Annotated in this window: 21 protein-coding genes; 5 read left to right on the forward strand and 16 right to left on the reverse strand. The window is 41.0% G+C overall.

The features are described from left to right. Positions 1 to 6: 6 nt before the first annotated feature. The 11 genes from I2I13_RS16035 to trpB all read right to left on the reverse strand — a co-directional run bounded on the left by I2I13_RS16035 (position 7) and on the right by trpB (position 12286). On the reverse strand, positions 7 to 1164 hold the full coding sequence (locus tag I2I13_RS16035) for a sugar transferase (protein ID WP_195649963.1): 1158 nt from the start codon (positions 1162 to 1164) through the stop codon (positions 7 to 9). 17 nt (positions 1165 to 1181) lie between these two features. Beyond that, on the reverse strand, positions 1182 to 1547 hold the full coding sequence (locus tag I2I13_RS16040) for a PleD family two-component system response regulator (RefSeq protein ID WP_004300114.1): 366 nt from the start codon (positions 1545 to 1547) through the stop codon (positions 1182 to 1184). A 234-nt stretch (positions 1548 to 1781) separates the two neighbouring features. Then, complete coding sequence (locus I2I13_RS16045; RefSeq protein ID WP_195649964.1) at positions 1782 to 4166, reverse strand: LruC domain-containing protein; 2385 nt, start codon at positions 4164 to 4166, stop codon at positions 1782 to 1784. Positions 4167 to 4407: 241 nt separating this feature from the next. Then, a complete protein-coding gene (locus tag I2I13_RS16050) occupies positions 4408 to 5448 on the reverse strand; it encodes an asparaginase (protein WP_195649965.1) in 1041 nt (346 codons plus the stop codon). 250 nt (positions 5449 to 5698) lie between these two features. Then, complete coding sequence (gene trpA, locus I2I13_RS16055; RefSeq protein WP_195649966.1) at positions 5699 to 6469, reverse strand: tryptophan synthase subunit alpha; 771 nt, start codon at positions 6467 to 6469, stop codon at positions 5699 to 5701. 18 nt (positions 6470 to 6487) lie between these two features. Then, complete coding sequence (locus I2I13_RS16060; protein WP_195649967.1) at positions 6488 to 7111, reverse strand: phosphoribosylanthranilate isomerase; 624 nt, start codon at positions 7109 to 7111, stop codon at positions 6488 to 6490. Positions 7112 to 7137: 26 nt separating this feature from the next. Continuing rightward, positions 7138 to 7920, reverse strand: coding sequence for an indole-3-glycerol phosphate synthase TrpC (trpC, locus tag I2I13_RS16065; protein ID WP_148367651.1), 783 nt, complete (start codon positions 7918 to 7920; stop codon positions 7138 to 7140). 111 nt (positions 7921 to 8031) lie between these two features. After that, on the reverse strand, positions 8032 to 9027 hold the full coding sequence (gene trpD / locus I2I13_RS16070) for an anthranilate phosphoribosyltransferase (protein WP_148367652.1): 996 nt from the start codon (positions 9025 to 9027) through the stop codon (positions 8032 to 8034). A gap of 4 nt (positions 9028 to 9031) precedes the next feature. Further along, entirely contained in the window at positions 9032 to 9598 is a 567-nt protein-coding gene (locus tag I2I13_RS16075; protein WP_148367653.1) for an aminodeoxychorismate/anthranilate synthase component II, read from the reverse strand. Between the two features lie 45 nt (positions 9599 to 9643). Further along, positions 9644 to 11050, reverse strand: a complete 1407-nt coding sequence (locus I2I13_RS16080; RefSeq protein WP_148367654.1) for an anthranilate synthase component I family protein — start codon at positions 11048 to 11050, stop codon at positions 9644 to 9646. Positions 11051 to 11098: 48 nt separating this feature from the next. Next, the gene (trpB, locus tag I2I13_RS16085; RefSeq protein ID WP_004300103.1) at positions 11099 to 12286 is read right to left on the reverse strand and encodes a tryptophan synthase subunit beta; all 1188 of its coding nucleotides are present in this window, start codon (positions 12284 to 12286) and stop codon (positions 11099 to 11101) included. Positions 12287 to 12646: 360 nt separating this feature from the next. Here trpB and I2I13_RS16090 point away from each other — a divergent pair, with 360 nt between their 5' ends. Together I2I13_RS16090 and I2I13_RS16095 are read left to right on the forward strand one after the other, a co-directional pair. Then, the gene (locus I2I13_RS16090; RefSeq protein WP_167511910.1) at positions 12647 to 12787 is read left to right on the forward strand and encodes a hypothetical protein; all 141 of its coding nucleotides are present in this window, start codon (positions 12647 to 12649) and stop codon (positions 12785 to 12787) included. A gap of 80 nt (positions 12788 to 12867) precedes the next feature. Next, the gene (locus I2I13_RS16095) at positions 12868 to 14013 is read left to right on the forward strand and encodes an iron-containing alcohol dehydrogenase (protein WP_148367656.1); all 1146 of its coding nucleotides are present in this window, start codon (positions 12868 to 12870) and stop codon (positions 14011 to 14013) included. Between the two features lie 75 nt (positions 14014 to 14088). Here the strand turns inward: I2I13_RS16095 and I2I13_RS16100 are convergent, their stop codons facing one another. Next, a complete protein-coding gene (locus I2I13_RS16100) occupies positions 14089 to 15714 on the reverse strand; it encodes an ATP-binding protein (RefSeq protein WP_195649968.1) in 1626 nt (541 codons plus the stop codon). 338 nt (positions 15715 to 16052) lie between these two features. Between I2I13_RS16100 and I2I13_RS16105 the strand changes: the two genes are divergently transcribed. From I2I13_RS16105 to I2I13_RS16115, 3 genes are all read left to right on the forward strand, one after another. Beyond that, a complete protein-coding gene (locus tag I2I13_RS16105; protein ID WP_195649969.1) occupies positions 16053 to 17912 on the forward strand; it encodes an SLC13 family permease in 1860 nt (619 codons plus the stop codon). Between the two features lie 358 nt (positions 17913 to 18270). Continuing rightward, positions 18271 to 20610: an LruC domain-containing protein gene (locus I2I13_RS16110; RefSeq protein WP_195649970.1), complete on the forward strand. Its 2340-nt coding sequence runs from the start codon at positions 18271 to 18273 to the stop codon at positions 20608 to 20610. A 219-nt stretch (positions 20611 to 20829) separates the two neighbouring features. Beyond that, the gene (locus tag I2I13_RS16115; protein ID WP_148367544.1) at positions 20830 to 21408 is read left to right on the forward strand and encodes an HdeD family acid-resistance protein; all 579 of its coding nucleotides are present in this window, start codon (positions 20830 to 20832) and stop codon (positions 21406 to 21408) included. A gap of 163 nt (positions 21409 to 21571) precedes the next feature. Here I2I13_RS16115 and I2I13_RS16120 read toward each other — a convergent pair whose 3' ends face one another. The 4 genes from I2I13_RS16120 to I2I13_RS16135 all read right to left on the reverse strand — a co-directional run bounded on the left by I2I13_RS16120 (position 21572) and on the right by I2I13_RS16135 (position 26594). Further along, the gene (locus I2I13_RS16120) at positions 21572 to 23761 is read right to left on the reverse strand and encodes a glutamine synthetase III (RefSeq protein WP_195649971.1); all 2190 of its coding nucleotides are present in this window, start codon (positions 23759 to 23761) and stop codon (positions 21572 to 21574) included. A gap of 53 nt (positions 23762 to 23814) precedes the next feature. Then, positions 23815 to 25254, reverse strand: coding sequence for an ammonium transporter (locus I2I13_RS16125; protein ID WP_148367540.1), 1440 nt, complete (start codon positions 25252 to 25254; stop codon positions 23815 to 23817). Positions 25255 to 25370: 116 nt separating this feature from the next. Further along, on the reverse strand, positions 25371 to 25727 hold the full coding sequence (locus I2I13_RS16130; RefSeq protein WP_143866860.1) for a P-II family nitrogen regulator: 357 nt from the start codon (positions 25725 to 25727) through the stop codon (positions 25371 to 25373). Positions 25728 to 25868: 141 nt separating this feature from the next. Further along, entirely contained in the window at positions 25869 to 26594 is a 726-nt protein-coding gene (locus I2I13_RS16135) for a hypothetical protein (RefSeq protein ID WP_195649972.1), read from the reverse strand. Positions 26595 to 26652 lie beyond the last annotated feature (58 nt).

Consider the following 26652-nt stretch of genomic DNA (forward strand, 5'->3'; position numbering starts at 1 on the left):
AGGAGATTATACGTTCTCTTTTTGAATGAATGCAGTAACTGTTTTCAGAATAATCTTTATATCCAACCAGAAAGAGAATGTCTTTGCATAGGTGATATCCAATTGCTTGCGCTCTTCAGCAGAAAGTTTACCGGCTTCGCCTCTTTTCTCTACCTGCCATAAACCGGTCAATCCAGCCGGACCCATAAAACGGTCGATGTGTTCATCGCTTGTCAGTAACTCAGCTTCATAGAGTGGGAGAGGGCGGTTGCCTACTATTGACATATCCCCTTTTAAGATATTAATAAGCTGGGGTAATTCGTCAATACTATATTTACGTATAATACGTCCAATCTTAGTTATTCGAGGGTCATTTTCCAGTTTGACGAAAGCATTGTTTTTTTCCTTGGACTTCTTATTAATGTAGTCTTCTTCGGAGATTACGAAATCGTCGGATATCAAGAGGATTTCTTCTTCATTGATTTCTTCATTCACTTCCGCTTCCGGTTCTTCTCCCCAAATATCCTCATCTTCCTGCTGGTATTGGTTAAGGGCATTGAAATCTTTTAAATGCTTGTCGGCATCGGTATACATCGAACGGAATTTAAGGAAGTCGAATATCTGATAATTGCTCCCTACTCGTTTGGATTTGTAGATAATGGGACCCTTGCTTTCTACCCGGATAGCTAGTGCAGTAAAGATTAAGAGAGGAGAAAGACATAATATCGCCATTCCTGAAAAGAATATATCAAAAGTTCTTTTCCATAAAGGCAGTCGGAAAGCATTTATATTTTGTGCTTTCAGTTGGAGTGCCTTTATTTTCTGATCTTTTCTTCGTTTAAGGAAAGTTGATAAATTTTTTACAGCTTCCTGGCTTGTTTCATATTTTATCGTATTGTTGATACCGGCTTTAAGGTATTCAGATGCTTCTTCCTTAGATAAGGAGTCGATAACGAGTACCATATAAAGCCCCGGATACTTTTTACGCATGTATTGGATATCTGCAATATCTTTGGATATGTTCACTTGCTCGAAAAATAGAGCGGCGTCGTATTTTTCGCGTATTTTCTCCAATACTTTGACAGCTTTGCTACAGTTGGGCGCAGCATAGAATACCCCAATACTTAGTCGGGAGAGTAGTTCTATTGTTTTGCTATCTCTGCCTATATAAACAAAATATTGCATGTGTAGAAGACCCGGTATTAGTCAATAATCTTTTTGATTCGGATTTTGAGTTCCAAAGGGTTGAATGGTTTCAGGATATAGTCTTCTGCTCCCTCTTCCAATAGTCTGATTCTTTCCGTTGTACTTTCCTCACTGGATAACATAACGATAGGAATTGACTTGAATAATTCATTGTTCTTCATGTATCTTAAGAATTCATCCCCCATCATGAGAGGCATACGAATGTCTGAAATAATGAGGTCAGGTACATTGCCTTCATTAAGCCATTCTATTGCTTTGATGGGATCTTCCAAATAGGTAAAATCATACTCTTTTCCTAGATACACACCGGCCACTTTTCCGATTGTCGATTTATCGTCGACTAGTAATATTTTTTTCTTCATACGAATAGACCTTTCTATCGCTTGCTTTGTTATTTGATTTGTAGATTAAGATTGTTGTCACATAATATTTGTGATACACTGCAAATATAGATATTATTTTAGAATAATCCCCAATCTGGAGAGTAAAATTCGTGATATATCTTTTTTTTCTATTAATTGCAACTTACAGCATCTTAATGAAAAAACACGGATTCCTGTTTTATGAAATCCGTGTTAAAGATTAATTGTTAGGCTTTATTTATATACTCTTGATGAATCAAAAGTTTTCCACCATTCTTCATTCTTAGTACCGCCACTGGTTACCCAACTTTCGAATAATGAGTAAGCAGATTTGATATTCACATATTCCAACGGCCATTTGAAGTCTGTCGGAACCATGATTCCCCATGCCAGGTTATCTTTGCTGATATAATATCTCTTGCGGGAAGTAGAGCTATCGTCGTTGTTTCCTCCGAACAAATCGGTATTTGCCAACTTAGTTGGCTGATAGCCGACAATATGAATCTCCTTACGCTGGTTCCTGTTTCCTTCTACGAAGATGAAAACATTCAGTTTGTTGATATTAAGTTCATCCACAGAGATAGGGTTATTGAACTTTATAGTGAAGCTGATATTTTTAGGACTCGTATTAGCAGAGTGGCCTGCAATCGTGTTAATCTGTTCGTAACGGTCTCTTCCCAAAGCTTTGTGAGCATCGTCAAATAATGGAATAACCGCATAGTCCTGTCCGTTCTCAATCAGATTACTATTCACATTGAAACCTTTAAAAAGAGAGTTGTCACTGAATTCCACCGGCTGCGTAATGGTGCTGGCAGGAACACCGTCCAGCATGATAGCAGCTCCAATACTCTTGGTAGCTCCGGCAGCCGATAAATCAAGACTTAACGTGAATTCTTCTGCTTTATTGCTCTTGTTGATAGAGATCTTTCTTTCCTTGACAATCAGAACAAGGTCGTTCATATCGTAATCCCCATATAAAGGCCATTGGTCTTCAAACAGATAAGCATAATTACGATTATCATCCATGATGATCGGGAACTTAGGATCTTCAGGATCTCCTCCTTCATTACCATTATTCTTGGTACCTGTACAGACTTCTATCGCAACTTTGGATTCTCCCATTTTGGTAAAGTATGCGCCATTCAATACATGGAAGTTCTCCCACCATTGTTCCTTTTTAACGTGGTTATCACATTCAATAACCAAATTTCCATCATACGTGAAACCTTGTCCGGTGATAACCGGTGATTTTATCATAGAAGTATTTTCGCCTTTTCCATAAAACTTGGCATAACCGGGAGGTATGCTGATACTTGTCGTAGCATCCAGCATAGAACCATCACTTAAATTTACTGTTCCATTAACAAACTCCATTTTAGGAGCTTTCAAATATCCTTGAGTAAAGTTAAACGTCGCTCCGTTGGCATAGAAAGAGGTAGTTGCTTCCATGCTACAAGCGTTATTGACAGTCGTATTGGTAAGACTGATGGTTGTAAACTTCATGATGTTGTTGTTAGTAGCAACAGCGTCGGAATTTGCAATTAATTTCTCTCCATAAATCTCTCCGTTATTTTCCAATGAGAAATTAGACGGCAGATTTAATTCACCTTCCAAACTGATTTTATTGTCATTCACAATTTTCGTATTGGAATTGATTGAGATATTCTTGCTGGCTATGGTTCCTTTGTTGTAGAGTGTTGCACCGGAATGTAGCGTCATCGTGTTTACTACAGTCAGTGTGCCCCAGTTTCTTAATGCGGCAGGTGCTCCATTAGTGAATGATATATCCTCTGCATTTACTTCTCCCTTTTCCATAATGGTCAACATGGAGTTTCTAATGAACGTCATGGTTCCTGATGCTTCAATTTTAGCATTATTCATCACAATGATTTCAATTCCGTTTTGGAATTGGAATGTTGCGGGAATCGTCCATTTGGCATCTACATAAACTTTGGTTGCAATCTCACCATTATAACCGTCAAACTTGAATGTGCCGGTATAGTCGGAGGTGATTTTGTAAGAAGCATCACGCTGCAAAGTGGTTCCTGACATTTCAGTCACTTCTTTTGCATTAGCAGGTATGGAATAGTAATCAGGCTTTTCAAATGAAAAGCCTCTTGTAGCAGCGGCACGACTCATCAACGCCCTATTTTGTGCAGTGGATCCTGCATAATAGAGTTTACAGATCATGTTATCGCTGTTTTCCGGCACATCGAACTGATATATCTGTTCACGTCCTCTAGGGTCGGTTTGCTTCACATAAATACCCTTTTGAGTTGGCAGCAGACTGATAGCGGCTGTAACTTTAAAGTTGTTTTCTTTATTAGCTGTTCTTGTAGCTAGTACGGAGGCATTTTCGTTAGTTAAGGGATCATCTGCATATATTTCAACTAAATAAGCAAATAACCCTCCTTCTTCATCTTTCACTTCGACCGAGACATTTTTAGTGGTTATCATGCTCCAATCGATATCATCGGGAGCAGCAAAGCCATCTCCCATCGGGTTAGGTGTTTCGTAAGACGGATCATAGAGATCCTTTCCAGAGTCAACACAACTAGACATAGTACCTGCCATTGCTATTGCAATGATAGGTACAAATTGAATTGTTTTCTTCATCATAATGTATTATTGCTTGATTGTTTGTAACCAAATCTATTACAAAAATAACTGCATATCTTTTATTGGAAATGTTTTTTCTGTTATTTTATAGAGTGAAAATAACTATATTTCCGTTTTGGTTCTTCTTTGGCTCTTTTAGGTTTGATTCGGCCTTGATGATGATGAAAAGAATGCCCTTGATTTTCACTTTTATACAACTGTTTAAAATGAAAATCAAGGGGTTATAATAGATGGATTTAACTTAAGACTTGGTGATCTCTCCTATTAAGCAGGAGTTCATTTTATATCGGATATCCTTGTTGGGTAATCCATGTCCCAATAAAAACATGAGCTTTGTTATGGCACATTCGGGAGTACTGTCATATCCACTGATTACACCTGCTTCCAGAAGATGCATTCCTGTTTCGTAACGTCCCATTTCTACTGCTCCGGAGGCACATTGTGTAATGTTGACAATGATAATTCCACGATCGGTAGCTTCCTTTAGTTGGCGGATGAACCATTCTTTTTGCGGAGCATTTCCCGAACCGAAGGTTTTCATTACAACCGCTTTCAATCCCGGAACATGAAGCAGAGAAGTCACGATACTCTCTTGAATGCCCGGAAAAAGCGTTAGAATAACCACATTGGTGTCGAACAGATAATGTGGTTTTAACGGTTTTGTCGGGTCTGGTTTCCGAATGAGATTAGGTTCATATTTAATGTGGATACCTACCCGTGCCAATGGCGGATAATTGAAAGAGCGGAAAGCGTTGAAATTCTCCGCATTGATTTTGGTGGTACGGTTACCGCGCATTAAATGATTCTCAAAGAAAATACAAACTTCAGGAACGATGGCTGTACCATCCGGTTTTTTAGCTGCAGCAATTTCGATGGCTGTGATGAGGTTTTCCTTTCCGTCTGTGCGCAAAGTCCCGATCGGGAGCTGGGAACCTGTGAGGATGACAGGTTTACTTAGATTTTCGAGCATGAAACTTAGTGCAGAGGCAGTGTAAGCCATTGTGTCTGTTCCGTGAAGGATGACGAAACCATCGAAATAATCATAATTGTAATTGATGATCTTTACCAGTTTTGCCCAGTAAGCAGGTTCCATGTCCGAAGAGTCGAGAGGGGGATCGAACTGGTAGGAAGAGATGCGATAGTTGAATCTTTTTAGCTCGGGCACATGTTTAAGCAAATGATCGAAGTTGAAGTTTTCTAAAGCGCCTGTTTCCGGATTCTCTATCATTCCGATAGTTCCACCCGTGTAAATTAACAAAACGGAAGGGGTTTCTGCTCTCATAATTGTTGAATTACTGTTAAAACACTGACAAAGATATAGATTAATTACGAATTATGAGCAGTAAATGATGAATTTGTATGTAGTTTATGATGAAATGTTATAAATCTGAATAATTATGCGGAATAATCAGATGAATTATAAGAAAATGGCTTCTATATCGTTATAGGTAAATAATCAAAGTAATTAAGCAGAATAACCGTACCAAATCATTCTACTTAATTACTGATTGCCGGATTGCTGTCTGTTGTACTTACTTCAATGCTTCTTTTAATTTCAGAATAGCTTTTTCCGGGTCTTTTTCTTCTTCAAGCAGAGTGACGAACTTGCTTCCGATGATAGCTCCGGAAGCGTGTTCACAAGCTGCTTGGAATGTCGCTTTATTGGAGATGCCAAACCCTACCATCAACGGATTGTTCAGGTGCATATCTTCTATCTTTTTGAAGTAAGCCCGTTTTTGTTCGTTGAAATCCTGTTGCGCTCCGGTGGTTGCTGCTGATGAAACCATATAAATAAATCCGCTGGTATGTGTATCTATCTCGCGTACCCGTTCTTCGCTGGTTTCCGGTGTGATGAGCATAATCACTCTGATGTTATAGCGTTCGGCAATGATACGATAATGTTCTTGATAATCACGGAAAGGGAGGTCAGGGATAATGACGCCGTCGATACCACATTCCACACATTTACGGCAGAAATTCTCAAATCCGAATTGCATGATTGGGTTTAGATATCCCATGAGTACAAGTGGGATTTTTACGTCTTTGCGAATATCCCGTAATTGTTCAAAAAGAAGTTTTAGAGACATACCGTTGCGCAATGCCTGAGTAGCGGCATTCTGAATAACAATGCCATCTGCCATCGGGTCACTGAAAGGAATGCCGACTTCAATCATGCTCACTCCGTGCTTTTCGAGCGTGCGGATTACATCGGCAGTGCCATCTAAAGTAGGAGTACCGGCACAAAAATAAATAGAAAGTATGTCTTTCTTGTTGCTATTGAAAAGTTGATTAATTCTATTCATGACGTTGAAATTTTTAGATTATGATTTTAATTCATTTAAAAATGTCCGGATACGCTCCGGATCCTTTTCTCCCGGTTTCAATTCAAAACGGCTGTTGAGATCGTATCCGGCAAGCCGGGGATGCTTGAACTCTTTCAGGGCATTGGCACTGTACGAGTTAATACCTCCACTCAATAGAAAGGGTACATGTCCATTGTACATATCCAGAATGCTCCAGTCGAATTGATTTCCCGAACCACCATACTGTTCGCATTTGGTATCGAACAGAAAAAGATCACAGACTTTTTCATAGTCATATACCTTTCTCAAATCTTTGGGACGGTCTACTGAAAAGGTCTTGATGATTTTCAATCCAGTGGAATGTAAGGACCGGCAGTATTCCGGCGATTCATTTCCGTGGAGCTGCACATAATTCAGTCCGAAACGATCAGCATACATGCTGATTGTCTGCTTGTCTTCGTTGACGAAAACTCCGACACGCTGAGCGTGAATGGGCAAGTAAGCCGGAAGCTCGTAGACATATCGGGGAGATTTAGGATAGAAGATGAATCCCAGCATATCTATGCCTTCGATAGACTCTACGTCCTGTATGTTTTCAGCTTCACGCATACCGCATACTTTGATAATTTTTCCGTTAATCATAGGGCTGTCCGTTTTGAATAATTAGTTTATTGGATTGCTTGCAGGAAATTCTGTAAAGTTTCTCCCGGTTGCTGTGTTTTCATAAATGTTTCACCGATCAGGAATCCCCGGAATCCGGCTGCCCGAAGTCGTTTTACTATTTCCGGGTCGGAGATGCCGCTCTCGGATACCAATACAGCATCTTGGGGGAGTTGTCCGGCCAAGCGGAAAGAGTTTTCTACATCAGTGAAGAAAGTACCTAGATTACGGTTGTTGATTCCTACCATATCTATTTTCTTGTTGATGTATATTAATTCCTCGGAGCTGTGAATCTCCAGGAGAACTTCCAGACCTAGTTCATGAGCTTTTTCTGCAAGTTCATTACATTTCTCCGGTTCTAATGCGGCTGCGATAAGAAGTACGGCATCGGCACCGACAATTTTGGCTTGATAAAGCTGGTATTCGTCAATGATGAAGTCCTTCCTAAGAATGGGGATCTCTACCAAAGGGCGTGCAGTGCGGATATCCTTCAGGCTTCCTCCGAAAAACTTCTCGTCGGTAAGGATGGAAAGGGCGGAGGCTCCTGCTGCTGCATAGGAGGGGACAATCTCTTCCGGGCATGCTTCTTTCTTTATCCATCCTTTGGACGGAGACCGGCGCTTGAATTCAGCGATAATACCCGATGCAGAAGAGGATAATGCCTGCTTCATAGAACGAGAGGTCGGAGCTTCGCTGATACCTTCCTGTAATTGCTCGATGGAGATAGCCTGCTTTTGCAGGTCAACTTCAAATCGTTTGTTTGCTATAATCTCTGATAATATATCTTTCATCAGTTCGTAGGTTTTTATATTTATGATGATTTAGGCACGGGGTACACGGATTTTACGGCTTCGGATTAACAAGAACTGTGTAATCCGCGTAATCCGTGCCTAATTTTACATTTAACTATTTAACTCAATGAATTTCTTCAAAGTTGCTAATGCGCGTCCACTTTCCAATGACTCTTTGGCGAGAGCAATACATTCTTCAATAGTCTTCTCCGGACAAATCACATGGATGGCGAAAGCTGAATTGACTACCACTACATTCTTTTGAGCTTCCGTAGCTTTGTTATTCAGGATCTGGTCGAAAATCTTAGCTGCATCTTCCGGTGTTTGTCCACCATCCAGGTCAGTTTCCTTATAGCGGGAGAATCCGAGACTCTCGGGAGCGTAAATCTTTTCATGATCGCTGGTCGCCACTTTAAACTCATTTGTCAGAGAGATTTCGTCATATCCGTCGAGACTATGAACAACGGCAAATTTCGTCTTGCTTTCCTGATAAGTATAGGTATAGAGGCGAAGTAACGGGAGGTTGTAAACTCCTAAAAGTTGATAGGCCGGTAATACCGGATTAACCAACGGACCGAGCATATTAAAGAAAGTGCGTACTGCCAATCCTTTACGAACCGGAGCTACAGCCTTTAATGCCGGATTGAATAAAGGAGCATGCAGATAGGCAAGATTACATTTTTCCATGCTACGACGCAGTTGATCGACGTCACTGGTGAACTTTACACCGTGTTGCTCCATCACATTACTGGCACCGCTGACTGATGTTGCTCCGTAATTACCATGTTTCACAACCGGGAAACCGGCTCCGGCAACAGTGAAACAAGAAGCTGTGGAAATATTAAATGTATTTTTTCCATCACCTCCGGTTCCTACGATATCTATCGGAGCAAATTCACTTAAATCAACCGGAATACGCATTTCAAGCAATGCATCGCGGAAACCGCATAATTCTTCCACAGAGATATTACGCATCAGAAAGACGGTAATTAAAGAGGCTACCTGTACATCATTATATTTTCCTTGTGCGATGTTCTGTAAAATGGTGCGAGCCTCATCGCGTCCTAGATATTGATGTTCGAAAAGTTTGTATAGAATCTGTTTCATAAGTTTAATCGTTTAAGAAGTTTTTAATAATTTCTTTTCCTTGCGGAGTTAATACTGATTCGGGATGGAACTGAATACCATGTACATTGTAGGTCTTATGGCGGATTGCCATGATTTGTCTTTCCTGACTTTCTGCCGTTATTTCCAGGCAATCGGGAAAACCTTCCCGGCTGACTACCCAGGAATGGTATCTTCCGACAGGGATTTCTTTTCCCAACCCTTCAAAAAGCAAATCCTGGTGAAGGATGGTAATCGGAGTCTGTACTCCATGATATACTTCTTTGAGATTTTCCAAGCGTGCTCCGAAAGCTTCGCCGATGGCTTGATGACCGAGGCAGACACCCAGAATACTTTTGGTCGGAGCATATCTTTTAATAATAGGTAATAGCAGTCCGGCTTCTTCGGGTATGCCCGGTCCGGGAGACAGGATGATTTTATCAAATCGGTCTACTTCATCAAGCTCTATCTGGTCGTTGCGGACTACTTCTACATCTGTAGCCCCTAATTCTTTCACTGCGTGCAGTAGGTTATAAGTGAAAGAGTCGTAGTTATCTAAAAGTAATATTTTCATTTTTATTGTCATTGTAAAATGGTTGTTCAAATACTATCTCTGCTTTCAATTTTTTAGTTTGACAGCTAGATCAATCGCCTTTTTCAGTGCTCCCAGTTTATTGTTCACCTCTTGCAGTTCGTATTCATCCTGACTGCGGGCTACAATACCTCCTCCGGCTTGGAACCAGAGTTCATTGTTGCGGCTTACAAAAGTACGGATGGTGATAGCCTGGTTTAATTCGCCGTTCAATCCGATAAAACCGATACAGCCACCATAGGCTCCACGATTATGTGGTTCGATTTCGCTGATTAACTGCATAGCGCGTACTTTGGGAGCACCGCTTAATGTGCCGGCAGGAAACGTGTCAATAAACGTTTTTATTTTGTCTGCGCCCTCATTCAACATACCGCTGACGCGGCTTACCAAGTGAATGACATGGCTATAATATTGTGGTTCCTTATAGAATAGAACGCGTACATCATGACAATTACGGGAAAGGTCGTTTCTGGCAAGATCAACCAGCATGACATGCTCTGCATTTTCTTTAGGATCGGCTAGTAAAGCTTCTGTCAGTTCCCGGTCTTTTACTATATCTCCGGTACGGCGGGTAGTTCCGGCAATCGGATCGATGTAAGCACGACCATCTTCGATTTTGCAATGTGTTTCCGGTGAAGAACCGAAGATGCGGTATCCTCCGAAATCGAAGTAGAAAAGATAAGGAGAAGGATTGATGCTGCGGAGTGCGCGGTAAACTTTGAAATCATCTCCGGCATAAGGTTGGATAAATCTTCTGGAAAGTACGATTTGGAAAACATCTCCACGCATACAGTGTGCGATTCCTTTGCGGACATTGGCTTTATGTTCTTCGTCGGTGATAGGGCTGGTAACGGGACCTGTTACAGAGAAATTGTAAGAAGCATAATTCCGGTTTTCGATGGCTGCTTCCAGTTCCGGCAAGCCGCTTTCTTCTCCTTCGGACAACATTTCAACGAGTGTCAATTCATTTTTGAAATGATTGAAAACAATGACATACTTATATAATATGTATAGCAAATCCGGAGCATCATTTTGCTCATCGTGACTTTCTTTCACCGGGATGTGCTCGAAGTATTTCACAGCGTTAAACGTCGTGTATCCGTAAAGTCCACATACATTCTTATTATCTCCGGTCACTTGGAATTGATTGATAAACCGGTTCATGGCCTTTTCTACATGGAAGGTTTTTGTCAAGGGTTCTTCCGTGCGGCTGTTATCGGGATATTTGGCAGTGACAATTCCACTGTTTATACCGATGCTTGCCAGGGGACAGAGGGCTATAAATGACAAGGAATTTTCTCCGGCATGATAATCGGAACTTTCCATTAATGCAGATTGCGGATACATGTCGCGGACTTTCAGGTAAATGCTGACGGGAGTATGCATATCTCCGAGCACTTGTTTGCTATGAGTTGTATAATTAAATGTTTTCATTTCTATAATTGCTTGATTATTGATTACGAATAATGGTTTACTAATTACTTATTGCTGTTCATTAAACGATAAATAGGTTTCAATATCTTTGTCTCCTCGTCCTGAAACAGTCAATACAACGATATCTTCCGGTTTGAACTTCAATTTTTTCAAAGCTCCTAATGCATGGGCAGATTCCAGTGCAGGGATAATACCTTCGAGTTTAGTTAGTTCGTAAGCGGCTTCTATTGCTTCGTCGTCATTGATTGCCAAAACGTTGGCACGTCTTTGTGCGGCAAGATTGGCGTGTATCGGGCCAATGCCCGGATAATCCAGTCCGGCGGAAATCGAGTAAGGCTCTTCAATCTGTCCGTCTTCGTTTTGGATGACGTAAGTACGCGCTCCGTGGATAATTCCCATTTTACCGAGTTGGATGGTAGCGGCGGTCATTCCGGTTTCTATTCCTTTGCCTCCGGCTTCTGCCAGAATGATGCCTACCCGTTCATCATTGATATAATGATAAATCGTTCCGGCAGCATTACTTCCTCCTCCGACGCAGGCTATCAGATAATCCGGATAGTCACGTCCTTCTTTTTCTTGCAGTTGTTTTTTTATTTCTTCGCTGATAACAGATTGCAGGCGTGCCACCATATCAGGATAAGGATGAGGGCCTACGGTAGAGCCGATGATATAATAAGTGTCGGCAGGATGACAGCACCAGTCGCGGATCGCTTCGTTGGTGGCGTCTTTCAAGGTCATATTTCCGGAAGTAACGGGAATAACGGTAGCTCCCAGCATTTTCATTTTCTCCACATTGATGTGCTGGCGTTCTACATCCGTCTTTCCCATATAAACGATACATTCCATATCCATCAATGCACACACGGTAGCTGTTGCTACTCCATGTTGTCCGGCTCCGGTTTCGGCGATGATGCGCTTCTTTCCCATGCGGCGTGCCAGCAAGATTTGTCCGATGGTGTTGTTGATTTTGTGTGCACCGGTATGATTCAGGTCTTCCCGTTTCAGATACAACTTGCAACCATACTTTTCGGAAAGGCGTTTTGCCAGATAGAGTGGGGAAGGGCGTCCTACGTAGTCGCGTAATAATTGCTCAAATTCCTTTTTAAATTCTTCGCTTTCAATCACTTCGAGGTACTTGTTTGTCAGTTCCTCAACACATTTGTGGAGGATTTCCGGTACGTAAGCACCACCGAATTCTCCGTAATAGCCATCCTGGTCAACTAAAAAACTTTTCATAATCCTATCTATTTTTTTATGTTATTATCTAAATCTGTTCGAAAATGGGCAAATAAAAAGAGCCCTGCCGCAAGTTGCGACAGGGCTCTTTCAAATCTGTTATATCTTTAATGAGGTATATACATACGAGCACTGCTCCCTTACGACTGTCGGAGTTGTAACGGGTGCCACCACCAATATGTATTTACTAACATTGTTCTCATTGTCTTTTGTAATTTTATGGGGGCAAATATAGACACTTTGTTTGAAACAGCAAACAAAAAATGACTTTTTTTCTCTTTTACCTTCATTTTTCTGATATAGAACAATTTTCAACCTGAACTGTTCTTATAAATATTGAATATTTAAACAAAAACAATTATGAAACAGAGAAAAGTTTTAGTAGGTATTGCTATTGCCATTTTCATTATATTATTATTGTATTGGTTATTGGTAGCAGAGGATATGAAACCTTGGTTGTCGGCTATGGTTCCTTCCGTGGTACAACAATTCTTCGCTTGATTCTGACAGGGTTCGGATAAATCATGTATCTTTGCAAGGAGAGTGACTGATAACCAAAATAATAACAATAGACTAACGATATGGAAAATTTTATTTTTCAAAATCCCGTGAAACTGATAATGGGAAAAGGGATGATTGCCCGGCTGGCTAAAGAAATACCATCCGACAAGCGTATTATGATTACTTTTGGCGGCGGAAGCGTGAAGAAAAACGGAGTATACGATCAGGTAAAAGAAGCATTGAAGAATCATTTTACAGTAGAATTCTGGGGAATCGAACCCAATCCTGCCATTGAAACTCTTCGTAAAGCTATTGCTTTGGGAAAAGAAGAGAAAGTAGATTATCTGCTGGCTGTTGGTGGTGGTTCCGTTATTGACGGTACGAAATTGATTTCTGCAGGAATCCTGTATGATGGTGATGCCTGGGATTTAGTACTTGCCGGACGACCAGTCACTCATACTGTGCCTCTTGCCACTGTATTGACTTTGCCCGCTACCGGTTCGGAGATGAATAACGGGGCAGTTATTTCCCGTCGTGAAACAAAAGAGAAATATCCTTTTTATGCCAACTATCCAATCTTCTCTATTCTTGACCCGGAAGTAACCTTTACCTTGCCTCCTCATCAGGTGGCCTGTGGTTTGGCTGATACCTTTGTTCATGTGATGGAGCAATATATGACTACTCCCGGGCAGAGCCGCATTATGGACCGTTGGGCGGAAGGCATTTTACAAACTTTGGTGGAAATAGCTCCGAAAATCCGTGAAAACCAGCATGATTATCAACTGATGGCTGATTTTATGCTTTCGGCTACAATGGCATTGAATGGATTTATTGCTATGGGAGTGTCGCAAGACTGGGCAACTCACATGATTGGCCATGAAATTACTGCTTTGCACGGATTGACACATGGTCATACGTTAGCCATTGTTCTTCCTGCCACTTTACAGGTGCTTCATGAAGAAAAAGGAGACAAGCTTTTGCAGTATGGTGAAAGAGTCTGGGGAATTACTTCCGGTACGCGAGAAGAACGGATTGATGAAGCGATTTGTCATACCGAAGAGTTCTTCCGTTCACTTGGGCTGACTACACGTTTGCATGAAGAGAACATCGGACAGGATACTATCTTGGAAGTCGAACGTCGATTCAATGAACGTGGTGCTAAATATGGAGAGAATGGAAATGTAACGGGTGCTGTTGCCCGCAGGATATTAGAGACTGCACTTTAAGCATACTCTTACATTAAGAATATAGGATAAAGAGGATATTGGAACATACTTTTCACAATATCCTCTTTTCTTTTATTATTTCTCAATTTTCTCTGACCTTGGAATTCTGAACCAGAAGCGAGAGCCTTCTCCTTCTTTAGATTCTGCTCCGATAACCCCGCCCAGTCTTTCTACTATGACACGGCAGATGGCTAGTCCGAGTCCTGTTCCTTTAATAAAGGAGTTCAGTTTGACGAAGCGTTCAAACACTTTATCTATCTTGTCAGCAGGAATTCCGATACCTGTATCTTTTACATAAAAGTATATTTCATCTTTGGCTTCTTCAATCCGGTATCCCATTTCGATAGAACCTTTAGGGGTGAATTTCAAAGCATTATTTGTAAAGTTGATGATAACCTGTGATAGACGTATGCGGTCGGTATACATCACGCATTGATCTGCTTTTTCTGTGAATAAGATTTGAACGTCCGGGGAAGAATTCTTTTCTTGCATTTGCCTGCAAATACCTTCCATCAATTCATTGATATCAGTCTGTGCAAATGTGAAATCCATAGTGCCGGCTTCAATTTTAGAAAGATCGAGGATGTCGTCTATCAGTTGCAATAATAAGATATTATTGCTGGAGATGATTTTTACAAATTCTTTTCTCTCTTCCTCCTCCTCCGTCTGGCAAACCATTTCGGAGAATCCTACAATCGCATTTAGCGGGGTTCGTATTTCATGGCTCATATTAGCGAGAAAGGCAGATTTGAGCCGGTTGGATTCTTCGGCTTTTTCTTTTGCTTCCTGCAGCATTTTGTCCATCTTTAGTTTTTCAGTGATGTTTTCAAAACGAAGTAATCCTCCAATAATTTCAGTTTCCTTTTCGTCGCCGAATACAGGAGTTGCGGTCACTTCAAAATCTACATCGTCTACTCTGATGGTATGCCGGATAATTTTGCCCTGTTCGATAGCTTTCTTGAAAGCACATTGTCCACACGGTTCATTACGAAGTGCACTGGTCTGATAGCAAATTTTTCCCGGTATGTATCGTCTGCCTTTTACCAGGCTGGCTATTTGTCTTGTTTCCTCCCATTGTACGCGGTAATTTTTATCAATATAGATAAGGCCGAAGTCGATACTTTTTAGAGCTAGTTTTTGCTTCTTCAATGCTTTTTCCAGTTCTTCCTTGGCGGCAACTAATTCTCTTTCATAATTCTTGAGTTGTGTGATATCCCACCGGGTTGCCAACAGCCATTTCTTTTCTCCTTCCCATGAAATAATAGATTTAACGGCAATAGTATCATGGGTGATTCCATCGGGAGTGGTGTATTTCTCTTCTTTGCGATATACTTTGCCTGCTTGTATGAGTTCTTTGTCGATATGCCGGTATTTTTCACCTCTTTCTTCTCCGTAAATTTCATAATCAGTATGTCCGATGGCTTCTTCACTGCTAATGCCGGATTGAGCGGCTGATTCTTTATTCCAGTAATAGTATCGGAAATCGTTTGTAATATCTTTTACAAAGATAGGAAAAGGAAGGTTATCGAGAATATCAAAGGAGAAACGGTAGGAATGATTGGTCTTTTTAATCGTTTTTTGTAATTTACGGATTCTATATAGTAAGATGCTGATGACAAGGAGCAAAATAATTACCAGTAAATAATTATAACCCCAATGAGCTTCGTTGATCCAATAATTTAACAAAATATTGTTTGCCATAAAATGTTTGATATAAATGAGGTGTAAAGATATGAATTGTTCTTTAATTTTCAAAAAAATAATACATAAATATATTGTCTTTCAACATTATATTGTGAGGCTGTAATTATATGTGATGAAGAGATAGTAGAAGTGTGGTATTTTATAGTTCTTGTATAGTATCATATTTAGTTTGATTTAGAATCTTTTTTCGGAGAGAAAATGTATTAAAATATTAAATGATGTCTCATGAACTAAAATCATTTCTAATTTGTTTTAATAACGCTGGAGTATTTTCTATTTTTGTTCACCTGAATTAGTTTTGATAGAGTCAAAATAAAACAATCATTAAATTACGTATGCTAATAACCATTATCATTCTCGTTCTTTCGGCTGTCTTTTTTGTGAACGGCAAGGTTCGTTCGGATATTGTGGCACTATGTGCGCTGATAGCTTTACTTATTTTTCAGATATTAACTCCTGACGAAGCACTCTCCGGTTTCTCCAATTCGGTAGTCATTATGATGATCGGATTGTTTGTAGTGGGAGGGGCTATTTTTCAGACTGGGTTGGCAAAAATGATAAGTTCCCGTATTCTTAAACTTGCAGGAACTAGTGAGATTCGATTATTTCTGTTAGTGATGTTAGTGACTTCGGTCATTGGTGCGTTTGTCAGTAATACAGGTACGGTGGCGCTGATGCTTCCTATTGTTGTCAGTCTGGCGATGAGTGCCGGTATGAATCCGAGCAGGCTATTGATGCCATTGGCTTTTGCGAGTAGTATGGGAGGTATGATGACTTTAATCGGTACTCCGCCGAACCTTGTGATACAGAATACGTTGACTTCCGCCGGACTTGAACCGCTTTCCTTCTTCTCTTTCCTGCCTGTCGGTGTTGTCTGTGTAATTGTCGGTACACTTGTATTAATGCCACTTAGTAAATGGTTTCTTTCTAAAAAGGGTCAGAAAGATGATAATAAACGTTCGGGTAAGTCATTGAAGCAGTTGGTGAATGAATATGGACTTTCCAGCAATCTGTTCCGTTTGCAGGTAATAAAAGATTCCCGGCTTTTAGGTAAAACAATTATTGACTTGGATATTCGTCATAAATATGGTTTGAATATCATGGAAGTTCGTCGTGGTGATGCATCGCAACATCGTTTTTTGAAAACGATTACACAGAAGTTTGCCACACCGGACACAATGTTGCAAGCCGAGGATATTTTGTATGTGACGGGAGAATTTGATAAGGTACAACTCTTTGCGGAAGATTATCTGTTAGAGATTTTAGACGACCATGCAACAGAAGAAACAAAAAGTACAGTTAATTCGCTGGATTTTTATGACATCGGTATTGCTGAAATAGTGTTGATGCCAGCTTCTAATTTGATAAACCAAACTATTAAAGAGGCCGGTTTTCGTGATAAGTTTAATGTGAACGTATTAGGAATCCGTCGTAAAAAGGAATACCTATTGCAAGAATTGGGAAATGAGCGCATTCACAGTGGTGATGTACTTCTGGTGCAGGGAACATGGAATAATATAGCCCGTCTTAGTAAGGAAGAGGCTGATTGGGTTGTCTTGGGACAGCCTTTGGCGGAAGCGGCTAAAGTAACGTTAGACTATAAAGCTCCCGTGGCGGCTGCTATTATGTTATTAATGGTGGCAATGATGGTTTTCGACTTCATTCCGATAGCTCCGGTTACAGCTGTTATGATAGCAGGTATATTGATGGTATTGACCGGATGTTACCGTAATGTAGAAGCGGCTTATAAAACGATAAACTGGGAGAGTATTGTATTGATTGCAGCTATGCTTCCTATGTCCTTGGCATTGGAGAAAACAGGAGCTTCGGAATATATTTCCAATACGTTGGTTAGCGGCTTGGGATCATACGGACCTGTTGCATTGATGGCAGGTATTTACTTTACGACTTCGCTGATGACGATGTTTATTAGCAATACTGCTACTGCTGTCTTACTTGCGCCGATTGCTTTGCAAAGTGCCATACAGATTGGGGTGAGTCCGGTTCCCTTCTTGTTTGCTGTGACGGTAGGTGCAAGTATGTGTTTTGCTTCTCCATTCTCTACACCGCCTAACGCCCTGGTGATGCCTGCCGGTCAATATACTTTTATGGATTATGTAAAAGTAGGATTGCCATTGCAGATTATTATGGGGATTGTGATGATTTTTGTTTTACCTTTGATTTTCCCCTTCTAATTATTAACTTTTATTCTTTCGATAGGGAAATGAAGGAACTCGGGATTTTGTAGTGCTCTGTAGTACTGAATCTTTGTCGTTTAATTGAGAGTTGCATAGAATATGCAACTCTTTGTTTTTTGCTTCATACTACAAAGCTCATACTTATAAGTTTTTTATTTTCAATGATGTAGTCGATTATCTTTTAATGAGAATAATTAAAATTGTATTACTAAAAGATGTTAACTGTGAGCTGAAAATACAACTTTAGCTGTCTTTTATCTATAAATACAATTATCTTTGTGTGTTCATTACTGATTGTTGATTAGTGGTGATTTGTATTTTGTGCAAATAAAGCAAACTTAAGCATTCAAAGATTATGAAACAGAACATTGCAAAAGTCTTCACTTTTTCGTTGTTGGCGTCCTCCATCAGTTTTACTAGTTGTGTTGATAATGAGAAAACTCTGTTCGATGCAGATCAACTGAGACAAACTTACGAAGAAACCTTTCCTGTAAAGAACATCGATCCTAATGGGGATTGGACCATGTCGCATAAAGTGACGGCACATGTGTCGGTTAATGGAGATTTGGGCACAGATTATAAGATACAGATATTCGATGCTGACCCATTAAGCTCGGAAAGTACAGCAAAAATCTTAGCGGAAGGAACTGCCAATCAAAGTACAACTTTGAATGTAGTGATGGACTGTGCAACAGCTCTCAATAAAGTGTTTGTTGCACGTATAGACAATCACGGACATTATATGGTGCAGCCCGTGGCGATTGAAAATGGAGAAGTAACTGCACAACTTGGACATGAAAAGGATGTGCCTACACGCTCTATGTCACGAACTGTGCCGAAAACAGGTATACCGGCTATGGGAGCGCCTTATACAGCTGATGATATTAGTAGTAAAAAAGCGATAGCTACTGATGTTCAAGCTGGTTGGGATTTGGGTGCAGGTTCCGGATGGTTTGAATATGCTAAATTACCTGTATTCAAAGAAAAAGAACGTTGGTTTAAAATTCAGAGTGGTACTTTTAATAAAGGATTTACTACTACTGGAACCAGTGGTGGAGCCCAGGCTGTGAAAGTAATCGTTCCTCAAGGAAGTACATGGATTATTGAAAGTAGTTATCAATTTAGCGATATTACAGAAATTGTAGTTGAAAATGGTGGGAAAGTAGAGATAGCCAAAAATGCGAGCTTGGCGTTGACAAATAAGTCTTATTTAACAGTAATGCCGGGTGGAAGTATCATAGGTGAGGGAACTATTCAAATTACAAATGGTTCTAGTGGATTAAGAAACTATAATGCAGGCACTATTAATTGCTCTGTATTAGATTTCAACGGTGGTGTAGGAGTCTTTTATAATTATGGATTACTTCAGTTGGAACGCTATGAAGCTTCAACAAATGGAATGGAACTGGTGAATCATGGTACTATGGAGACTGGAAGTATCAATGGTAACAATAATACCAATATTAAAAATGGTTGTTATTTGAAAACCGGTAAATTCCAATTTGGCACACTTGTTATGGGGAATACTTCCGAAGCCATTTGCGAGGAGCTTGGTTATAATGGTAATGACAATGACATTGTAATGGAAGCGCAATCCATGTTGACTTGTACAGGTAAGGCCAGCTTATATAGAACTGTTACCGGTCCAACTGTGGGTACTGCTTTATTGAGAATTAATGAGATTGCTAATCTTAGTGGTTTGGCTCAATCTAATTCTAAAGTAACAAATAATATCATTTGTGAAATAACAGATCAGACATATAAAGGTGAAGCGCACTATGACTGGTCTCCTTTTGCATGGCTAGTAAATAAAGGATTGCAGCAAGGCGCTACCTATTGCAATCCGGGTAAGGCTGATTTTATACTTCCTGCTGACGGTGAATGTATCAAAGAAGGATACAATTCTGATGAAAATCCGGATGATGTAGAGATTCGAAATGCAGTTTATTCTTATGCCTTTGAAGACAATTATCCGCAAGCGGGAGACTATGATTTCAATGATATTGTGTTGAATGTCAATTTGCCTGCTGCTGGTAATGATGTGAAAGAATTGAAATATATAGTCGACCTGCGTGCGGTTGGTGCCGTGAAGCAATTAGGTGCTGGTTTAAGAATACGAGAATTCGATAAAAGTAATGTGGAAGAGGTCAGTTTTGGTGCAGGTGCTACCCAACGTACCAACTCATTAAATTCTGGAATATTTGAAAATGCATCTTATGAAACGAACGGTAATGAACTTGTGATTCCTTTATTTGGCGATGCACATTATGTGTATGGATATACTGGATCACAACGTCCTATGTTGAATACGGGGAATGCTAGTACTCCTCTTACAAACATATATACTCTTGAAGTGAACATAAAACTCAAGAATGCAATATCCATCCCTAGTGTGACAGACGGCTTAGATTTCTTTATTGCATATCAGGGGGGAGCTCAGAAGAGAACGGAAATTCATCTGAATCAATTTAATTCGCCTACAGTGAACGGCCAATTGGCTGATAAGGAAGTGCTGGATGTAATCAAGGCGGTTAATAATACATGGGCTCTTTGCGTTCCTGAAAAATTTGCTTATCCTACAGAGACAACAGTGATAACGGATGCATATGCTAAGTTCGCCGACTGGGCGCATGATCAGGCCATGAATACTGACTGGTATAATACTGTAAGCAGTAATAAGGTAATGAAGTATTAAGCTATTGATTTTATAAAAAACAAGGTATCATAATATTATATTTACTAAAATATAAAAAGGTGATTAATACGAGGACTTTTCCAAATATTGATCACCTTTTTTTCATATCGTAACATATTACGAACTTATTACAATGTTTATTTGTTATTTTTATATGTCAGTAGAAACACTTATATTCGCAAAAGTATTGGAACAGACTCGGTTAAAAAAATAGAATTTATGAAAACAATGAATTATTCCCTTATTCGTATTCTCTTCGCACTTGTGATTGGATTGGTACTCGTGATTTGGCCTAATGCGGCTGCCAGCTATATTGTCATTACGGTAGGTGTTGCCTTCTTGATTCCCGGTGTTATCAGCCTTTTTGGCTATTTCGGCCGGAAAAGACCGGAAGGTGAAGCTGCTCCCCGTTTTCCGATAGAAGGAATCGGTAGCTTATTATTCGGACTTTGGCTGATTGTGATGCCTGAATTCTTTGCAGACGTCCTGATGTTTTTATTGGGATTTATCCTGATTATGGGAGGAGTGCAACAGATTGCTTCTTTGTCGATGGCTCGTCGGTGGATGCCCGTTTCGGGAGCTTTTTATCTGATTCCTTCGCTGATTCTTATTGCGGGTATCATTGCTTTGTTCAATCCGACAGGAGCGCGTAATACTGCATTTATAATTATTGGTATCAGCAGTTTGGTTTATTCTCTTTCCGAATTGATAAACTGGTTCAAGTTTGCCCGTCGCCGCCCGAAGGCTCCGGTTATGCATGACGATGATGATATTGAAGACGCAAAGATTATCGAATAAAAAAAAGAAGAGGACTGCTTCACAGCACCCCTCCCCGCAAACTTAAAACAACCAACAAAAGAAATAGATAATTTCAATAACAGTGAACGGCTAACGGTGAATATTCTGCAATGATAATGCAGTTTGTTCACCGTTTACAGTTTATCGTTCACCGCATTTTTTTCTATCTCACAAATAACAGTTCCCTGTATTTTGGAAGCGTCCACATCTGATTGTCGACAATCAGTTCCAACTTGTCGATGTGATAACGGATTTCTTCCAGTGCCGGGACGATTGTGTCGTGGTAGGCAATGGCTTTTTCCCGTTCGCTTTCTATCTTGTTTGCAACCTTACGAGCCTTAATCATTGCATCTACATGCTCCTTGATGAAAGCTGTGCGGTCGGCAATCTCTTCAATAAGTTCCAGGTTTTTAGCAGACAATTTCGCAGCCTTTTCTGCCGGGAAAAGAGATTGCATCTTATAGACATTATTAATTAAGTCCGTCTGGTATTGAGTGGCAACCGGAATGATATGATTCATTGCCAAGTCACCCAATACACGTGCCTCAATCTGAATCTTCTTCGTATAAGTTTCCCATTTCACCTCGTTACGGGCTTCCAGTTCTTTCTTTGTCATTACACCGGTAGCTTCGAACATGGCAATTGTTTCCGGTTTCAGGTAATTGTCGAAGATAACAGGAACACTGGTTTCGCAATCCAGTCCACGACGGGCAGCTTCTTTTTTCCATTCGTCGCTGTAACCGTTACCGTCGAAATGAATGGCTTTACATTCTTTGATATATCCGCGAATGATTTCAAGAATGGCGGAAATTTTGGGTTCTCCCTTTTCAATCAACGCATCCACGTCCTTCTTAAACTTCACCAATTGATTTGCTACGGCCGAGTTCAATGCAATCATGGCAGAAGCACAGTTTGCTTCGGAACCTACGGCACGGAACTCAAAGCGGTTGCCTGTGAAAGCAAATGGAGAAGTACGGTTACGGTCTGTATTATCGATCAGCAATTCGGGAATCTGCGGAATATCCAACTTCATTCCCTGTTTACCGCTAAGGCTGATCAAATCATCTTTCGTACTGTTCTCGATATGATCCAATACCTGCGACAACTGTTTTCCGAGGAAAGAGGAGATAATTGCAGGAGGCGCTTCATTCGCTCCCAGACGGTGGGCGTTGGTAGCACTGGAGATAGAAGCTTTCAGCAATCCGTTATGATGGTAAACAGCCATCAATGTATTGACAACAAATGTAACAAAACGCAGATTGTCTTCCGGAGTCTTACCTGGTCCCATCAATAAGATACCTGTATCAGTACCCAAAGACCAGTTGTTGTGTTTACCCGAACCATTGACACCTTTGAAGGGCTTTTCATGAAGCAGTACGCGGAAACCGTGGCGACGGCTCACCTTACGCATCAGTGACATAATCAGCAAGTTATGGTCGTTGGCCAAGTTACATTCTTCAAAGATAGGAGCCAGCTCAAACTGGTTTGGAGCAACCTCATTGTGACGAGTCTTGACAGGAATACCCAGTTTCAGAGCTTCAATTTCAAGGTCTTTCATGAAGGCAGCCACACGGGTGGGAATAGCACCGAAGTAGTGGTCTTCCAACTGTTGGTTCTTGGCACTGTCATGGCCCATCAAAGTACGTCCGGTCAGCAATAAATCCGGACGTGCGGCATATAAACCTTCGTCCACCAGAAAATATTCCTGTTCCCAGCCTAGATAAGCAACCACTTTCTTAACTTCCGGATTGAAGTAATGGCATACGTCTACGGCAGCTTTATCTACGGCACGCAGTGCTTTCAATAAGGGAGCTTTATAGTCGAGAGCCTCACCGGTATATGCGATAAAGACAGTCGGGATGCAAAGCGTATCATCTACAATAAAAGCAGGTGATGAAGGATCCCAGGCACTGTAACCACGCGCTTCGAATGTATTGCGGATTCCGCCATTCGGGAAAGAAGAAGCATCCGGTTCTTGCTGCACAAGCAGTTTGCCTGTAAATTCTTCCATCATGCCACCTTTGCCGTCATGTTCGACGAAAGCATCGTGCTTTTCTGCCGTACCTTCGGTGAGCGGTGCAAACCAGTGTGTGTAGTGAGTGGCCCCCATTTCGATGGCCCATTTCTTCATGCCGGCAGCTACTTCGTCAGCAATACTGCGATCTAGCGGAGCACCATTATCAATTGCGTCAATCAGCGCATTGTATACCTTGCTGGGAAGATATTTGAACATCTTTTCCTTGTTGAACACATATTTGCCGAAGTATTCCGAAGGACGTTCAGCAGGTGTTGCTACCTCAACCGCTTTCTTCTTGAAAGCTGTCTCTACTACTCTGAATCTAAGTTTTGACATAATACCTGATTTGATTTGTTGTTAAATATGTTAGAGTTGATAATCTGTTTCATTTAGTTGTAAGCGGACTCTCCGTGTTCGTAGATATCAAGACCTTCTTCTTCGATACGTGCCGGAACACGAAGTCCGTGAATCTTGTCAAGTGCTTTAAAGATTATGAATCCCATACCTGCTGCCCAGACACCGACAACCAGTGCTCCGAATAGTTGTGCACAGAGGAATCCGAAACCGTGTCCGTAGAATAAACCTTCGCTGGTAGAGAACAAACCCGTGAGAACTGTTCCGAGAAATCCGCAAACACCATGTACGGAAGATGCGCCCACCGGATCGTCTATCTTTAAAATCTTGTCTATAAAGTCGACAGAGAAAATCATTACAACACCACAGATTGCGCCGATCAGAGCGGCTCCTGCGGGAGATACTGCGTCACATCCGGCTGTAATACCGACCAAACCTGCCAGAATACCATTCAATGTCAGTGACAAAGAAGGCTTTCCGTATTTCATCCAGCTGATCGCCAATGCGAAGAAACCACCGGCACAGGCCGCAAGATTTGTAGTCAGGAATACGTGGGAGATTGCATTTGCATCAGTTTCGGTACTTGCTGCCAATTGAGAACCGGGGTTGAACCCAAACCATCCGAACCAGAGAATAAATACACCTAGTGCGGCAATTGTCAGGTTATGTCCCGGAATAGCTCTTGATTTGCCGTCTTTTCCATATTTACCGATACGCGGGCCAAGAATGGCAGCACCTACCAGAGCAATCCATCCACCTACAGAGTGAACAACGGTAGAACCGGCGAAGTCATGGAAGGTTGTTCCAAAAAGATTCATCATGAAAGACCCCTCTTCACCGTTCATCAGCCAACCGCCACCCCAAGTCCAGTGGCCGGATATCGGATATATCAGTACACTGATGAAAATCGTGTAAACCAAATACATGGAGAATTTGGTACGTTCTGCCATTGCTCCTGATACGATTGTGGCTGCCGTTGCACAGAATACGGTCTGGAAAACCAGAAAACCTTCTCTGGGAAGACCGTTGTCCATGAAAGAAAGGTCGAAGAAGTGGGGCATTCCGATGAATTCTCCTGCGCCAAACATAAGCCCGAAACCGATGAACCAATATAATAAAGAACCGAACATGAAATCAACAAAGTTCTTCATCAGAATATTGGCGGTATTCTTTACTCTTGTGAACCCAGCTTCAACAAGTGCAAATCCCGGTTGCATAAAAAATACCAGCATTGCTGCAAGCAACATCCAGACTGTATTCAGTCCTAAGGCCAGTTCACCAATTGTATCAGGGGTTTCTGCGTCAGTCTCGGCAGGAGCTGCTGTAATTTCAGTTGTCGTCTCTACCACCGTCGTAACAGTATCTGCAGCAACTGCGTCTTGTGCTAGCGTGCCGGTGGCAAAACAGCATAACATAAACATGGTAGTGGCTATCCACAGCTTTACGAAGCTATGGCTTTTATATTTTGTATCCATAATGAATTATCTTATTAAATGCCTGTTATTAGTAATATTATAATTTCTTTTTCATATATGCCATCAACGTTTAATCCGCATGGGAATCTGGCCCCGGCATATTGCTGGTTGCTGGATTAGCGTTCTTGTTCAGCATTGTATAGGGCTATATCGCCACGTTCGGCGGTACGGATGCGGATAGCGTCTTCAATAGGGATGACGAAAATACGTCCGTCTCCGATTTCTCCGGTTTGTGCCGCTTTAATAATGGCTTGTACAGTTTTCTCGGCATTCTTGTCGCGCACGACAATAGAGATTAAGATTCTTTCGATAGTGCTGGTGTCATATACTACACCGCGGTAGATACGTCCTTGCCGTGCTTTCCCAATACCTCTTACGTCATAGTAAGAAAACCATTCGATGTCCGCTTCGAGAAGAGCTTCTTTCACGTCCTCGAATTTGGTTTTACGGATAATAGCTTCAATCTTTTTCATATACCTTAAATATTAGTGTTGACCTGTAAAAGAAAGAGGTACAGGGGGCAGCCATAGCAGGTTACCATACAACAAACCGATAAAATCTAAACTCTAACTACCTGATCCCTATACGCTCTTTGATATTCTAAATTCTCTCTCCTAAAAATTTAATCCGAATGTGAAGTAAGCTCCTTCTGTTCGTGGATTTGCTGTAACTTTCGCAAATGCCGGGAGTGAGAAAGAATCTGTTATTTTGATTTCTTTGGAAGCTCCGATACTTACGTCTGATACGCAGAATCCACTTGTATAGTCATTGTAGAAAGTTGTTTCCCAAGGAACCATCCCTAAATCTACTGTCCAGTCGAGACCTCCCAATTTGAATGGTGCGCTAAGTGCGAGGTAAGAAGAATAAGCTCTTTTGCCATTTTCTTTCACACCGTCGGCACCTGCAAAGTTTGTATACCAGTTGACTGTCAGTGGTCCGAAGTCATATCCGACTTGTGCTTCAAATACATGAGCTGTTGAATGAGCTCCGTATTGAAAATACTTGTTAGTTGCTGTTTGGGTATTAAACCAATAATCCGTCACTGAAACGCTAAAACCACCCGTCGAATAACCGAGAGTTAAATCGAACTCTTTCGTATCTGTCGATTCGAACCCTACCGATCCCCATGCTCCGAGTGAGAAGCCCTTGTAAGTGATTCCCAATGAAGGCTGAATACTAACTCCGCCTAAATCCTGGCCACGCCAGATGTAACCACTTACCAGATCGGCTCCAACGGAAGCTTCCACTTTATCTTGCGCCAACATTGCGGATGGAGCAAACCCTGTCAGTAATAATGCTACTATTATTACTCCCCATTTTTTGTTAATCGTCGTTTTCATCGTCTTTTTACCTTTAAGTTAGAAAAATGTGGATGTACGGTCCATGTATATAGTAGCG

It is taken from the genome of Bacteroides sp. D55t1_190419_B8 (genome assembly GCF_015558905.1).
Taxonomy (GTDB): domain Bacteria; phylum Bacteroidota; class Bacteroidia; order Bacteroidales; family Bacteroidaceae; genus Bacteroides; species Bacteroides vicugnae.